The sequence below is a fragment of the Paenibacillus sp. FSL R5-0470 genome (assembly GCF_037975205.1).
In the GTDB taxonomy this organism is placed as follows: Bacteria; Bacillota; Bacilli; order Paenibacillales; family Paenibacillaceae; genus Paenibacillus_AQ.
Window position 1 is genome coordinate 5,499,174 of sequence record NZ_CP150238.1, and the last position, 14,779, is coordinate 5,513,952.

Annotated in this window: 11 protein-coding genes and 1 tRNA gene; 2 read left to right on the forward strand and 10 right to left on the reverse strand. The window is 46.5% G+C overall.

From position 1 onward, the window contains the following. Positions 1-3 precede the first annotated feature (3 nt). The 8 genes from lon to MKY99_RS24420 form a co-directional block, all read right to left on the reverse strand. Positions 4-2,367 (reverse strand): endopeptidase La, encoded by a 2,364-nt coding sequence (gene lon / locus MKY99_RS24385; RefSeq protein ID WP_042191259.1) that lies wholly within the window; start codon positions 2,365-2,367, stop codon positions 4-6. Between the two features lie 292 nt (positions 2,368-2,659). Then, complete coding sequence (gene lonB, locus MKY99_RS24390) at positions 2,660-4,369, reverse strand: ATP-dependent protease LonB (protein WP_339266794.1); 1,710 nt, start codon at positions 4,367-4,369, stop codon at positions 2,660-2,662. Between the two features lie 730 nt (positions 4,370-5,099). After that, positions 5,100-5,771, reverse strand: coding sequence for a type IV toxin-antitoxin system AbiEi family antitoxin domain-containing protein (locus MKY99_RS24395; RefSeq protein WP_339266796.1), 672 nt, complete (start codon positions 5,769-5,771; stop codon positions 5,100-5,102). Between the two features lie 132 nt (positions 5,772-5,903). Then, entirely contained in the window at positions 5,904-7,031 is a 1,128-nt protein-coding gene (gene ispG / locus MKY99_RS24400) for a flavodoxin-dependent (E)-4-hydroxy-3-methylbut-2-enyl-diphosphate synthase (RefSeq protein WP_339266798.1), read from the reverse strand. 109 nt (positions 7,032-7,140) lie between these two features. Continuing rightward, positions 7,141-8,397, reverse strand: a complete 1,257-nt coding sequence (gene clpX, locus MKY99_RS24405; protein WP_042130648.1) for an ATP-dependent protease ATP-binding subunit ClpX — start codon at positions 8,395-8,397, stop codon at positions 7,141-7,143. A gap of 12 nt (positions 8,398-8,409) precedes the next feature. After that, on the reverse strand, positions 8,410-9,000 hold the full coding sequence (clpP, locus tag MKY99_RS24410) for an ATP-dependent Clp endopeptidase proteolytic subunit ClpP (RefSeq protein WP_036685049.1): 591 nt from the start codon (positions 8,998-9,000) through the stop codon (positions 8,410-8,412). A gap of 284 nt (positions 9,001-9,284) precedes the next feature. Then, positions 9,285-10,619, reverse strand: coding sequence for a trigger factor (gene tig / locus MKY99_RS24415; protein WP_076286460.1), 1,335 nt, complete (start codon positions 10,617-10,619; stop codon positions 9,285-9,287). Between the two features lie 98 nt (positions 10,620-10,717). Beyond that, entirely contained in the window at positions 10,718-11,563 is an 846-nt protein-coding gene (locus MKY99_RS24420) for a hypothetical protein (protein ID WP_339243322.1), read from the reverse strand. 280 nt (positions 11,564-11,843) lie between these two features. Between MKY99_RS24420 and MKY99_RS24425 the strand changes: the two genes are divergently transcribed. Further along, positions 11,844-11,917: transfer RNA gene (locus MKY99_RS24425), tRNA-Arg, on the forward strand. A gap of 34 nt (positions 11,918-11,951) precedes the next feature. Beyond that, positions 11,952-12,317: a hypothetical protein gene (locus tag MKY99_RS24430; RefSeq protein WP_339266800.1), complete on the forward strand. Its 366-nt coding sequence runs from the start codon at positions 11,952-11,954 to the stop codon at positions 12,315-12,317. A 588-nt stretch (positions 12,318-12,905) separates the two neighbouring features. Here MKY99_RS24430 and pstA read toward each other — a convergent pair. After that, the gene (gene pstA, locus MKY99_RS24435) at positions 12,906-13,781 is read right to left on the reverse strand and encodes a phosphate ABC transporter permease PstA (RefSeq protein ID WP_076286458.1); all 876 of its coding nucleotides are present in this window, start codon (positions 13,779-13,781) and stop codon (positions 12,906-12,908) included. After that, positions 13,778-14,725 (reverse strand): phosphate ABC transporter permease subunit PstC, encoded by a 948-nt coding sequence (gene pstC / locus MKY99_RS24440; protein WP_042191272.1) that lies wholly within the window; start codon positions 14,723-14,725, stop codon positions 13,778-13,780. Before pstC ends, pstA begins: the two co-directional genes overlap by 4 nt. Positions 14,726-14,779 lie beyond the last annotated feature (54 nt).

The window sequence follows — 14,779 nt, forward strand, 5'->3', positions numbered from 1 at the left end:
TTTCTAATGCACACTACTCGGTGGCTCACTGCTAATTTCATTATGATGCTCAACTAACGCATGATGCAAGACCTGATCCATGTTAGATACTGGTATGAACTCCACATCATTACGTACGCTCTCTGGAATTTCTTTCAGATCACGTTCATTGTCTTTAGGAAGAAGGATCTTTTTATATCCAGCACGGTGTGCAGCTAAAGACTTCTCTTTCAGTCCACCGATCGGCAATACACGTCCACGCAGGGTGATCTCACCGGTCATGGCCACATCTTTCGAAACATAGCGCTTCGTAAGTGCGGAGATCAATGCGGTAGCAATCGTAATCCCTGCAGATGGGCCATCCTTCGGAATCGCACCTTCAGGAATGTGGATATGAATATCGATCTTCTCATAAAAATCGGGCTGGAGTCCCAGCTCCTCCGCCTTCGAACGTGTATAACTGAAAGCGGCCTGCGCCGACTCCTTCATTACATCGCCCAGTTGTCCAGTAAGTGTCAGCTTGCCCGTTCCCTGCACGACAGTCACTTCGATCAACAGCGTATCGCCACCAACCTCAGTCCAGGCCAGTCCAGTTACTGTGCCAATCTGATCTTCAAGCTCCGCCATACCGTAACGGTATTTCGATGCACCTAAGTAATCCTTGATGTCATCCGGCAGAATGACTACACTTTCTTTTTCCTTGGACACAATCTGTTTCGCGGCTTTGCGGCATAACGCTGCAATCTGCTGCTCCAAATTACGCACACCCGATTCACGAGTATATTCACGCACGATACGCAATAAACTGTCGTCTTCGATGATCAGCTGGTCTTCTGCAAGACCATGATTCTTCTTCTGCTTCGGCAAAAGATAACGGCTACCGATCTGCAATTTCTCCAGTTCCGTGTAACCCGGAATGAACAGCATTTCCATCCGATCAAGTAGCGGACGCGGAATGTTATGCACTACATTCGCTGTTGTAACAAACATAACGTTCGATAAATCAAACGGCAACTCTACGAAATGGTCACTGAACGTATTATTCTGTTCTGGGTCCAATACCTCAAGCAATGCTGAGGATGGGTCACCACGGAAATCTGCAGCCATTTTATCAATCTCATCTAGCAGGATAACCGGATTAATCGTTCCTGCCGTCTTCATACCTTGAATGATTCGGCCTGGCATCGCACCCACATAAGTCCGGCGATGACCACGGATCTCCGCTTCATCACGCACACCACCAAGCGAAATGCGAACGAACTTACGATTAAGTGAACGTGCGATGGAACGAGCCAGTGAGGTTTTGCCCACACCTGGAGGCCCTACAAGACATAGGATCGGACCTTTTAGCTTCTTCACCAACTGCTGAACAGCTAAATATTCCAATACCCGTTCCTTTGGTTTTTCCAAACCGTAGTGGTCCTCATCAAGTACCTGTTCTGCCTTCTTGATGTCAAGGTCATCTTCTGTCTGTTCATTCCAAGGAAGACCCAGCAGCCAATCCACATAATTGCGAATTACGCCACCTTCCGCTGAGCTCACTGGCATTTTTTCCAGACGATCGATTTCCTTCTCCATCTTCTCTTTCACGCGTTCCGGCAAATTCTTCTCTTCCATGAGATTCCGCAGCTCTTCCGCTTCTCCCACCCGACCTTCCTTCTCGCCGAGTTCTTTCTGGATCGCTTTCATTTGCTCGCGCAAATAATATTCCTTCTGCGTCTTCTCCATCTGCTTCTTCACACGTTGATTGATCTTGCGTTCAAGCTCCAGCACTTCACGCTCATTATTAAGAATATCAAGAAGCTTCTCTAGCCGTTTACTTACATCAATCGTCTCAAGAATTTCTTGCTTATCTTTAATCTTCAGCGATAGATGGCTCGTAATGACATCCGCAAGACGACCCGGCTCCTCAATATCGGATACAGCAGCCAGTGTCTCTGGTGTCACTTTTTTGGATAACGTTATATAGTGTTCGAACTGATTAAGTACTGTACGCATCAGCGCGTCACACTCTTGATCGCCATCTTCCTCTTCTGGTAGCTCGCGCGCCATAACCTCATAATACTCATCATTATCGATATAATTAATAATTTCGGCCCGTTCTACACCCTCAACCAGTACACGAATCGTACCGTTTGGCAGCTTCAGCATTTGCCGCACATTCGCGACAGTACCGACCCGAAATATATCGTCCTGACCAGGCTCTTCAATATTCACTTCCGACTGTGAACACAGAAGAATTAAATTATCTTCAACCATAGCTTTTTCTAGTGCCCGAACTGACTTCTCACGGCCCACATCCAAGTGAAGAACCATGCTTGGGTACACAAGAAGACCTCTTAGCGGTAATAAAGGAAAACGACGACCTTTTGTTTTATTTGTCATCATCGCTTTCGCACCTCCCATGGCTCTCAATTAATCTCATATGAATTCATTCTAACAAAAGCAGCCCCAAAACACCAACAAAGTACTTGCAATTTAAGAATAAACAACCTTATTATCCTTAAAAAACGGCAACGTTTCTCAAAGAAATGTAAGGATTATGGAAAGTGTGAATCTATACTTTAAAAAAGGAAGCAGCAGACACGCCTGCGGCTCCCCTTTATTTTACAGCGGCAAGTCTCGATTTACTTATCGAAACCATAACACCCTAGCTTACATTTTAGGTAATAATTTAAGCTCAACCCTTTGCAGACTCCCCAGCGGCATCAGCCTTCAGAAGTGAAGGTGCTGCTGAGAAAAGCTCGCCAGCTACTGCAGGAAGCCTTACATCTGCTGTATCGGCACCAAACAGATGACGGAATACTTCTTCCACCGTTTCCATAGGAATGACGCGTAATGGAGCGAGATCAGCGAATAGGGACTGCCAGTTTTCTTTTGGAATAAGCACCGTAGTAGCGCCTGCCTGAAAAGCAGCCTCCACCTTCGCAATTACACCACCAACAGGCTTCACACGCCCATGAATACCTATCTCACCAGTGATCGCTACGGTATTATCCACTGGAAGACCACGAATAGCGGAGACGATAGCAACTGCCATCGCAACCCCTGCTGAGGGTCCGTCAATGGGTGTTCCACCTGGAAAGTTCACATGCAGATCATAACTGTCTGGTTCCAGATTCATGGTACGCAGTACGGTCAATACGTTCTCAACGGAGCCTTTAGCCATGCTCTTTCTCCGAATCGTGCGAGAACCTCCACCAATCTCTTCCTCATCTACTACTCCGGTTACGTTCAATCTACCTTGACCGTTCTGCGCAGGTGCTGCGGATACTTCGATCTCGAGCAAGGTGCCCATTCCTGGTCCATACACTGCAAGTCCGTTAACCAATCCAATCTGCGGCGCGGAAGGAATCTTGCGCTCTGTTCGAAGTGGAAGCTGGCTACTGCCTGCCACCCATTCTACATCAGCAGCACTTAGCGTATCTCTCTGCTCCGTTAGCGCTAATCCAGCTGCGAGCTGAATCATATTGACTGCCTCCCGGCCATTTGTTGCATATTGCTGCACAACAGTGACTGCTTCAGGGCTTGGCTTCAGTCCGATCTTCTGTATCGCGTCACGCGCGATGACCGCAATCTCATCCGGCAATAGCGGACGGAAATAAATCTCCATGCAGCGTGAACGCAGCGCGGGAGAAATCTCATCCGGGGATCGCGTAGTCGCGCCTACTAACCGGAAATCAGCGGGTAAGCCATTTTGAAAAATATCATGAATATAAGCCGGAGTATTATTGTCCTCCGAATTATAATACGCGCTCTCTAGCAGAACCTTCCGGTCCTCCAGCACCTTTAGCAGCTTGTTCATCTGAATGGGGTGAAGCTCACCTATCTCATCCAGAAAAAGAATCCCGCCATGCGCCTTCGTCACCGCTCCCGGCTTTGGCTGCGGCACACCTGCTACGCCCATGGCTCCAGCACCTTGATAAATAGGATCATGCACCGATCCGATTAACGGGTCGGCAATACCACGCTCATCAAAACGAGCGGTCGTCGCATCAATTTCAGTGAATTTGGCGTCACTTTTAAAAGGGGAAAGGACATTTTTTTTCGCCTCTTCCATGACCACGCGCGCCGCTGCAGTCTTGCCGACTCCTGGCGGACCATAAATAATCACATGCTGCGGATTAGCACTACATAGTGCGGCCTTCAGGGCGCGGAGCCCATCTTTTTGCCCAACAATATCTCCAATAGAAGCCGGCCTAGTTTTCTCCGACAATGGTTTGGTTAGTGAAATCATACGCATCTTCCGTAGTTTATCCAGTTCCTTACGCGACTCTCGGTCTACCGCCGTCTTGTTTGTCTTCTGACCCCGCAGCAGATTCCAAAAGTATACGCCGATAACCAGCGCGAAAAAGAGCTGCACGATCATCACAACTATACTTAATTCCATAGGTCATCCTCCTGTTTCGTTCAGTCTACCTTTCCACCTTTGGCTACTATTAGGTAGTATAGCCGTTTCGGTAATTAGTAAACGCACAATTGAGGATTTGTTGAATTGTTGGTGTAAGACAAGCAGCTGAATTTATATTTGGGGGGTTGAAAGTTCTAAGGAGTGCTAGATGCACCTTAGATTCTCCCCCCTCTAGCTGGAAGATGAGTATGAACAGTCATAGAACTTGGTGCTACATTCACGTTCGGTAGGCCCCTATTTCTGTCGACTGTGTGCTCAATGGCGTTAAGTCATCTATGGAAGAAGCTTAAGATGGTCTCTAAGCGGATAATTAGGGATTTCCTCCCTGATTATATGTTGTTTATGGACTCTAGGCTGATAATTAGGGAATTATTCCCTGATTATCAGCCAAAATGGTTATAAATAAGGTGAATCGCTCATTTATTAGGGAGGTTTTCCCTAAAAAGATCGATTTGGAACGATATTAGGCTTTTTTCAGGGAGGTTTTCCCTAATTATTTATTAATGCTTCAAATTTCGCTCCATAGTACACATCTTACGGCACTCCTCACCACATTCCTTATCACATTCCATACTAACTACATATAACATACCAACTTCCTTACCATACTCCATACCCCACTCCTTCTAATCAAGTCATTCGCACTTCCAGCATCCCATCTGCAGGTAATTCCTTAAACATTAGCCCATCAACCATTAAACTTACTATGTTAATCCCAGTAATAAAGGACATCACGAGCCAGCCTATACTCAACATTTTTAACACCGATCCCTCTTCTCACAGGCTTCAACCAGCCCTTTTCACACAACTTCATCAACATCAATCGTACCGTTTTGGGGTCTATAGCAAAATAATCAGCTACATCTTTAGGACGGACTGTCCCCGATTGGCGAACCACTAATCGCATAATTTCCTTCTCAGCAAATAGTAATTTTCCATGCGGTGCATCTACAATTAAGTAACGGCTTAGCACCACACGCAGGAGTGTAATGCATAGTTCAGGACGCTGTTCCACATCGTCATAGGCAAATGAAATTACTTGGTAACCCATTCCGTACAGAAACGTCTCACGATTCAGCTCATTACAATACTTCAGCCTGTCCATGTCCCTCACATGCGCTGCATACCCTTTGATCTCAAACAAGAGCTTGATAGGCCCCGGCAAAAAAGCATAATCCGCGAAATAAGATCGTCCGCGCCAATCCAGCACTTCATACTCCGGATGTAGATCATTGAAATCTCCACGAAGCGGCCACCATACATTCTGTAAAAACATTTCTTCGGCATGACGATGCCCTCTCTCTAGCCTTCCTCGTCGTTCCCCAGTCCTGTTTGCTAGATGTTTCTCAATAAATGCTTCATGGGCTTGTTCATAATGCATTCAATGTCCCCCCTTAATCATTAATTCCACGCAAAAAGAACGCCCCGTTCCCACCACCGTATATACCGGGGTGTAACAGGGCGTTCTTCGCCACTTATTATGAATTGAATCATTAATTCGTAAAAGACCAGGTTAATTCGATTGCACCGGAGGTGCAAGGTTAGCGTGAGCGCGGCCTGGGATTTCTCCTGTTGCCTCATACGCTACAACAATCGCATCGATTTCCTTCTTCAGCTCGTTCACGAGTTCCGCTTCAGGCACCTTACGAATCATCTGACCGTAACGGAACAACAAACCTTCCCCACGGGCACCAGCAATACCAATATCCGCTTCACGCGCCTCACCAGGACCATTAACGGCACAGCCGAGCACGGATACTTTAATAGGCACCTTAAGCTTCGAAATGTATTCTTCCACCTCATTAGCGATGGAGAAGAGATCTATATCAAGTCGTCCGCAAGTCGGACAAGAAATGAGTGTTGCCGCGTTAGAGATCAGACCGAAGGTCTTTAGCAGCTCGCGTGCCACCTTAACTTCTTCCACTGGATCAGCGCTAAGCGAGATACGCAGGGTGCTGCCGATGCCCATAGAGAGCAGTGCACCGATACCCGCGGAGCTTTTTACTGTACCGGCAAACAAGGTGCCGGATTCTGTAATCCCGAGGTGCAGCGGATAAGGAATAACTTCCGCAGCCTGACGGTAAGCTTCGATGGCCATGGGCACATCGGATGCTTTTAAAGATACGATAATATCGTGGAAATCCAGTTCTTCCAAAATACCAATATGGTACAGTGCGCTTTCTACCATAGCTTCTGGAGTCGGATATCCGTATTTCTCCAAGAGATGATTCTCCAAAGAACCGGCGTTTACACCAATCCGAATCGGAATTCCTTTTTCTTTACACGCTTTAACTACTGCTTCTACCTTCTCCCGACGACCGATGTTACCTGGATTAATCCGTACTTTATCGATGCCGTTCTCAATAGCCATCAGCGCGAGCTTATAGTTAAAATGAATATCCGCTACGAGTGGGATATGAATCTGCTTCTTGATCTCCTTAATCGCGGCGGCTGCCTCTTCATTGTTGACAGTAACGCGTACCAGTTGGCAGCCTGCTTCCTCAAGCCGTAAAATTTCGGCTACAGTAGCCTCCACATCAGCTGTTTTGGTTGTACACATGCTTTGAATCGCAACCTCGTTGTTTCCCCCAATAATGAGCCCGCCAACATTGACAGGACGGGTTTGGTGTCTCAAGAACATGATTTTTCTCCCCCATAACGCCAAAGCTCCACCCCTTCGCAACCGCTAGTGAAGCGGGATAAGCGGAAGAAAGGTGGAGACAGTGACATGTATTGTTAAGGTAAGCGACTTACGCGCTTTCCTCTTTCTTTTTGTCTTTCTTAAGGTTCAATTCAGGCAAAGCCTTCTCTTGAACGACCTGCTCCGTGATCACACAATCCTTAATATCATCGCGTGAAGGAACTTCATACATCACATCAAGCATGATGCTCTCAATAATCGCGCGCAGTCCACGGGCTCCCGTATTGCGTTTGATCGCTTCCTTGGCAATTGCTTCGAGTGCCAACGGTTCGAACTTCAGCGCTACGTTATCCATTTCCAGCAGCTTGATGTATTGTTTCGTGAGTGCATTCTTAGGCTCGGAAAGGATACGCACCAGCGTATTCTCATCAAGCGGCTCCAAAGTCGAGATGACCGGTAGACGGCCTACAAATTCAGGGATTAATCCGAATTTGAGCAAGTCTTCAGGTAATACCATCGACAAATATTCGCCAGGCTTGAGATCCTTTTGTCCTTCAACCGCTGCGTTGAAGCCAATGACTTTTTTACCGATACGGCGTTTAATCATTTGCTCCAGACCATCAAAGGCACCGCCTACGATGAACAAGATGTTCGTCGTATCAATTTGAATAAACTCTTGATGAGGATGCTTACGACCACCTTGTGGAGGTACGGAAGCAACCGTTCCTTCGAGAATCTTCAGAAGCGCCTGCTGTACACCTTCACCGGATACGTCACGAGTAATGGACGGGTTCTCGGATTTACGTGCCACTTTATCAATCTCATCAATATAGATAATGCCGCGTTCGGCTTTCTCCACATCATAATCTGCCGCTTGAATCAGCTTAAGCAGAATGTTCTCAACATCCTCGCCGACATAACCAGCTTCCGTTAGGGAAGTAGCATCTGCAATCGCAAATGGAACGTTGATAATCTTCGCCATCGTCTGTGCGAGCAAAGTTTTACCCGAACCTGTTGGACCAAGCAAAAGAATATTACTCTTCGTCAGTTCAACATCTTCGATTTTGCTTTGGCTGTTCACACGCTTATAGTGATTGTAAACTGCAACAGACAGCGATTTCTTCGCTTGCTCTTGACCGATTACATATTGATCCAAAATATCGCGGATTTCCTTTGGTTTCGGAATATCCTTCAGATCAAGCTCTTCCTCATGACCGAGCTCTTCTTCCACGATTTCCGTGCAAAGCTCGATACATTCGTCACATATATAAACGCCCGGTCCTGCTACAAGCTTACGAACCTGCTCTTGTGATTTGCCGCAAAAAGAACATTTCAATTGCCCTTTTTCATCATTAAATTTAAACATCTAACCACCCCTTTAAGATTTCATCGGTGAAGAAAGAACCTGGTCAATAAGCCCATATTCCTTGGCTTCTTCCGCGCTCATGAAGTTATCGCGGTCTGTGTCCCGTTCGATTTTTTCAAGGGGCTGACCTGTGCGATCTACATAAATTTGATTCAGCTTCTGTTTCGTCTTGAGGATCCAGTCGGTATGAATCCAAATGTCGGACGCTTGACCTTGAACACCACCGAGCGGTTGATGAATCATAACTTCGCTGTTAGTCAGCGCGTATCTTTTGCCCGGAGCCCCAGCTGTTAAAAGGAGCGATCCCATGCTTGCCGCCATCCCTACACAAATGGTTGAAACATCCGGTTTGATATATTGCATCGTATCGTATATACCCATGCCGGCTGTTACTGAACCACCGGGTGAGTTGAGGTACAAGTGAATGTCCTTCTCGGGATCATCTGCTGCAAGGAACAGCAGTTGAGCAATAACCAGATTGGCGACATCATCGTCAATCGCACTGCTTAAGAAAATAATGCGATCCTTGAGCAATCTGGAATAGATATCGTATGAACGTTCCCCACGACTTGTTGATTCCACAACCATTGGTACCAGACTCATGCCACCAACCTCTTTTCTCTATACAGATTAGTCTTATCGTTTCAAAAATATTTTAACACGTTCACGGCCCGATGTCATTTTTTCACTACAGCGGACCTGTCCACTGCTTGTGATAGTGACGTCATCACGCCAATTTCCTTAATACCATACGCTCATACGGATACCTATGTAATCACATATATCTGTGCCCGAGGATAAAAATAAGGCACGTAACGAAACTTACGTGCCTTATCATATCTGTATGGAGGCCGATTGCTCGGCCGTTCTAGGTAGTTTGAAAAATCTTACTCAGCTTTAGCGTCTTCAGCAGCTGGTGCTTCTTCTACTGCTTCAACTTCTACACTATTGCTAACAAGGAAATCAATGGTTTTGCGCAAAGAAAGTTCTTCGCTCAAGCTGCCCAGTGAACCGTTAGCTGCCAAGATGCTGCGAATTTCTTCTGGAGTACGTTTGTAAGCTTCAGCCATAGTAGCCAATTCTTCGTTAACTTCTTCTTCAGAAACTTCAATGTTCTCTTGTTTAGCGATAACTTCCAGTACCAGGTTGTTGCGAACGCGTTTTTCAGCATCGCCTTTCATTTGGTTCTGCAAGTCTTCACGAGTTTGACCCGAGAAGCTAAGGAACATATCCATGTTCATACCTTGTTGACGAAGACGAGTGTCGAAGTCACGAACCATGTTCTCAACTTCGCTGTTGATCATTGCTTCTGGGATTTCAACTTCAGCGTTTGCTGCTGCTTTATCAACAACTGCGTTCTCGCGAAGGCCTTTCAGTTCATCCTGTTTACGGGATTCGAGCTGAGCTTTCAGATCTGCTTTGTACTCTTCCAAAGTTTCGAATTCACTTACATCTTTAGCGAACTCATCATCGAGTGCAGGAAGTTGTTTGCGTTTGATTTCGTGCAGCTTCACTTTGAATACTGCTTTCTTACCCGCAAGGTTCTCTGCATGGTATTCGTCAGGGAAAGTAACTTCAACATCTTTGAAATCTCCAGTGGACATTCCCACTACTTGCTCTTCAAATCCAGGAATGAAGGAGTTGCTACCAAGTTCAAGAGAATGACGCTCAGCTTTTCCGCCTTCGAACGGTACGTCATCAACATATCCGTCAAAATCGATCACAGCGATGTCGCCGTTAGCTGCTGCTTCTTCTTCAACTACTACGAGTTCAGCATGACGCTCTTGCAGACGAGCAAGCTCAGCGCTCAGCTCTTCTTCAGTCACTTCAGCTTTTTGTACTGGAACTTCCAGACCTTTGTAATCGCCGAGCTTCACTTCAGGTTTAACCGTGATCTTCGCTTTGAAGATAAAGGATTGACCTTTAGCAAATTGCTCAATATCAACTTCAGGACGGTCTACAGGGAAGATGTCAGTTTGTTCAACTGCTTCACCGTAAGCTTCAGGAAGAAGAATGTCGATTGCATCTTGGTACAAGCTTTCTACACCAAAACGGGATTCAAAGATCGGGCGTGGCACTTTACCTTTACGGAAGCCTGGTACGTTAGCTTTCTTAACGACTTTGTTAAAAGCTTTATCAAGTGCTGCTGCAACGCGTTCTGCGTCAACTTCTACTTCAAGAACTCCAAGGTTCTTCTCTATTTTTTCCCATGTTGCTTTCATATTATACTTTTCCCTCCAAAATATAGGTTCACAAGTTTACTTCAAAAAATGATACAATCCACGCACAGAATAACCATTATATTATATACAACATTACTTTATTTATCAAGTAGAGAAGTCTTTACAAAACCCTTGAGCGCACGATATGCCCCCTCAAATTGAAAGCGCATGCCGTCTGTAATGCCGTACATTCCACGAGTCTCCTCCTCTTGCCGTGTACCGTTTAAGCTCTCAGATACAAACTGGTGTAACGCCCCCGCCCAAATATCTAGTAGCGCGTCTTCCCCATCCAGTATTTTCCGATACTCTTCCGATCCATAAATCGACATGACGAACTGGCCCCAGAGCTCCTGTGCAAAATAATACAGCGTAGGCTCATGTACCTCCGCCTGCTCGGCTACCCGCTCGAGCACCTGACTCACCTGTGGTGGAAAATCCTCTGTCTGCAGCGGCACACTTTCAATCTCTACAATTGCTGTTTCGTGACCACGAATCAGATTCACTGTTCCCTGCATCCCACGCCGCCGAAGGGTCTGCAGGGTCCGAAATTGCAGCAGTGGGTGAACATTATCCCCCTGCAGCCATGCCGTCAGCGCCTCATCGACTCCGCCGCCTTCCAGATATGAAAGCTGCTCTAGTGCTAGGATTGTCGCCTCTGACAGCGGCTCATTCATTATCCGCTGCAGCAGCTTTTGAGGATACCCCGCATCCTCAGTCATTTTTGATTTGGCCAAGAAACGGGCCATATCTTCTTCCCTTAAATCTTCGTCTTCGGGGTGAACGGCTCCTTCCGCATCTCCATTCTGAGAGGCGTAGGGGAAAGCTGTTTCGAGCCATTCCAGCAGAGACCGCCATTCCTCGTAATTTCGTTCTTCCTGTCCTTGACACTGCAACAAAAAACGCAGCAGCTCCATCGCTTCCCCGTATCGTTCACTCTCCAGCATCACCGTAAGCTGGATTTGATAATAGTCCAGTGTCTTGGGAAACAGGACGATATTCTCTTTTGTGGCGGGGGAATCTGAATCTTTAATGAGGGCACCTCCTTATAGCTAATTATGTGAATTGAATTCTAAAACGTCATAAATGTTATTAAGACCTTAAGCTTCTTCCGAAACTTAATAATTGTAGATTATAGCATACCCCGTACTCTTTTTAAAAAACAGCTTGAAAAACATCGGCGTACATGATATGATAACTCCTGCTTGCTTTTCAGCCAGCAATCATGTCCCGGTAGCTCAGCTGGATAGAGCATGCGCCTTCTAAGCGCACGGTCAGGGGTTCGAATCCCTTCCGGGACGTCAGAGTAACAGCCTTCCTTCGGGGAGGCTGTTTTTGCGTTCAGGGGATGCGAAGCACAGAGGTTCGTCGGAGTATAGGCATCGAAAGCATACGCTTCGCAGTCAGCCCTTTAGGACTGCATCCCGCTCTGGGCAAGTAACAGCCTTCCTTCGGGAAGGCTGTTACTTGCGTTCAGGGGATGCGAAGCACAGAGGTTCGTCGGAGTATAGGCATCGAAAGCATACGCTTCGCAGTCAGCCCTTTAGGGCTGCATCCCGCTCTGGACTCGTTAACAGCCTTCCTTCGGGGAGGCTGTTAACGAGTCCAGAGGTAAAAATATTCGGCTCAACAGACGAAATTATAGTGTCAATCATTGGACAGGTTGTTGAATACTATGTGGCTGGACCCGACAGCTGGTGATGCTTCTCGGGGCATCTTAAGGTGGTGTGTCGGCTGGTCTATGATCAGTGCACTAGGCTTGTTGAGTAACTAAGGCTCGGCCGAGTACAGTTGGCGTTCCTCATACCATCCTTGGGCGCTGTATCAACTGCGGTACGCTCGATACACTAGATTGGTTGAGGGAACTAGGAGCTCGACGGTGGCGTATTATGAGCAACTGGGTATCGGATTCGTGGCAGCTTACATTAGGACGAGGACCTTTCAGTTTTTGGAGCTACATAGGTTGAACAGATCGAATGGTTATTTCCTGCCGAGACTATAGTTTTAGGGAAATCCTCCCTGATATTTACCTATAATCTCTAAAAAACAAACTTTTTAGGGAATTCCTCCCTAAATATTTCCTAAAAACCGCTAATCATGAGTAATCAAGGATATTTCAGGGAGGTTTTCCCTAATTATGCTTCTAAAGAGCATAAAACGCTGAATTTTAGGGAGATATTCCCTAATTACGAATAAAAAACTTCAATCCATTACTAATCTATCGACACCCCATCAATAACCCTATAAACAAATAAAGGCCTACAGGCTTCCCCCGTAGACCCCAATTCATTACTTCCGGCGATTGCTAAGCCACAGCGGAAATCGAAATACAAAATTGATAAACAAAACTACAAATACGAGTACGGCTGCCGACTTATCAGCAATTTGACGTGCATCTTCTACAATCGCCTCGGATTGTACATACCAAAGATGTACGGCCAGTGTTTCACCCGGCGAGAACAGATTGAAATCCCACATTTCTCCCGAGGTACTGAGACCAGCGGTAAGGATAATAACCGCAGACTCCCCGAAGGCGCGTCCAGCAACGAGACAAATCCCAGTAACAATGGCAGACATTGCAACGGGCAGGACTACCGTGCGGATCACGTGGAATTTAGTCATCCCAAGCGCATAACCAGCCTCGCGGATCTCCCCGGGGACAGCACGTACCGCTTCCTCTGTCACTCGCGCGAGCATAGGTAGATTCAGCAGTGCCAAGCTTACGCCTCCGCCAAGAATCGTCAGACCGATATCGAAATATTCCGCAAAAATCGCGAGTCCGAGCATACCGAACACAATCGATGGTACCGATGACAGAGATTCTACGCAAATACGTAGTGCGCCTGTAAATTTATTGTCTGGTGCATATTCAGCCATATAGATTCCCGCACCCAAACCAATTGGAACGGAAATAAACAGCGAGATGAACAAAATGTAAAAAGAGTTAAACAGCACCGGGCCAATCCCACCACCTGCGTCAATCTCTTCAGGCTGTTTAATCAAGAAATCGGGCCGAAGTGCCGGTAAACCTTTACTAAGAATCGTGAAGAGCAGCCAGAAGATCAGCAGCATGACTAAAGCCCCAAGCGTATAAAACCCTATGGTTGCAATTTTATTGTTTCTTTGAGCCCGCGCTGTATGCTTTGTACTTGCGAATCCGTTCACGCTGCATCCCTCCTTTTTCTACCCAGCACGCGGATGATCAGAATTAATACAAATGATATTACTAGCAGGAGAAATGCCATCATATGTAGCGCATAGTTCCATGTAGAGTCAAACTCTACATTGGAGATTTGCATAACGATGTTACTAGTTAGCACCGATGCTGGCGTGAATAACGTCTTCGCCAATTGCGGTGTATTCCCGATAACCATAACTACAGCCATCGTCTCACCCACAGCACGAGTCATACCTAGAATAACCGCAGAGATAATTCCCCGGCTAGCCGCAGGCAGTACTACACGCATGATGACCTGTAAACGGGTAGATCCAAGAGCATATGCAGCATCACGATATTTGCGCGGCACAGAGACAATGGCATCATCACTGATTCGGCAAATCGTTGGCAGCACCATTAATGCGAGCACCAGCGCAGCAGCTAACAAGCCATCGCCTAAGCTCTCCCCACTAATTCTGCGCAAGAAAGGAAGTAATACCGTTAAGCCTATATATCCGTAAACAATTGAAGGAATACCTACCAATAAATCTAGCACTGGACGGATAAAAGTCTTCATCCATTTTGGAGCAATCTCTGCACAAAGTACTGCCATCCCTACCGAAATAGGAACTGCGATCAGCAGCGTTAATGCAGTTAGTGAAAGTGTATTTACAATGAAGGCAGCCGCTCCAAAAGAATCCTCTTCCGGCGTCCAGTTAAAGGAAAAGAAAAAGTCCGCAGGCGAGAGATGGCCGAACAGAAGCATAGCCGTTTTGCCGATAAATAGAATTACAAGTCCAAGCACGAAGCAAAGCGCAAGAATGCTGAATAAAAAATAAAACTTAAACAATTTGTTGCTAAACAAATGTCTACCATGACGTTTAGGATTAGCGCTAACCTGCGTTACGCTCTCTTTTCCCCTAGTTGCCAAGCCTTGGACTGGTGCCCCCATACTTTCCCTCCTGTAAGCGGCCACCCCCGTATCAAGATCGGAGCTGGCCGCTGT

What these genes read in the sequence shown, in the direction of transcription:
- lonB (WP_339266794.1), bottom strand. Translation starts at nt 4,369, where the DNA reads ATGGAATTAAGTATAGTTGTGATGATCGTGCAGCTCTTTTTCGCGCTG.
- tig (WP_076286460.1), bottom strand. Translation starts at nt 10,619, where the DNA reads ATGAAAGCAACATGGGAAAAAATAGAGAAGAACCTTGGAGTTCTTGAA.
- ispG (WP_339266798.1), bottom strand. Translation starts at nt 7,031, where the DNA reads ATGTTCTTGAGACACCAAACCCGTCCTGTCAATGTTGGCGGGCTCATT.
- clpP (WP_036685049.1), bottom strand. Translation starts at nt 9,000, where the DNA reads ATGAGTCTGGTACCAATGGTTGTGGAATCAACAAGTCGTGGGGAACGT.
- lon (WP_042191259.1), bottom strand. Translation starts at nt 2,367, where the DNA reads ATGATGACAAATAAAACAAAAGGTCGTCGTTTTCCTTTATTACCGCTA.
- clpX (WP_042130648.1), bottom strand. Translation starts at nt 8,397, where the DNA reads ATGTTTAAATTTAATGATGAAAAAGGGCAATTGAAATGTTCTTTTTGC.
- MKY99_RS24395 (WP_339266796.1), bottom strand. Translation starts at nt 5,771, where the DNA reads ATGCATTATGAACAAGCCCATGAAGCATTTATTGAGAAACATCTAGCA.
- MKY99_RS24420 (WP_339243322.1), bottom strand. Translation starts at nt 11,563, where the DNA reads ATGCTGGAGAGTGAACGATACGGGGAAGCGATGGAGCTGCTGCGTTTT.
- pstC (WP_042191272.1), bottom strand. Translation starts at nt 14,725, where the DNA reads ATGGGGGCACCAGTCCAAGGCTTGGCAACTAGGGGAAAAGAGAGCGTA.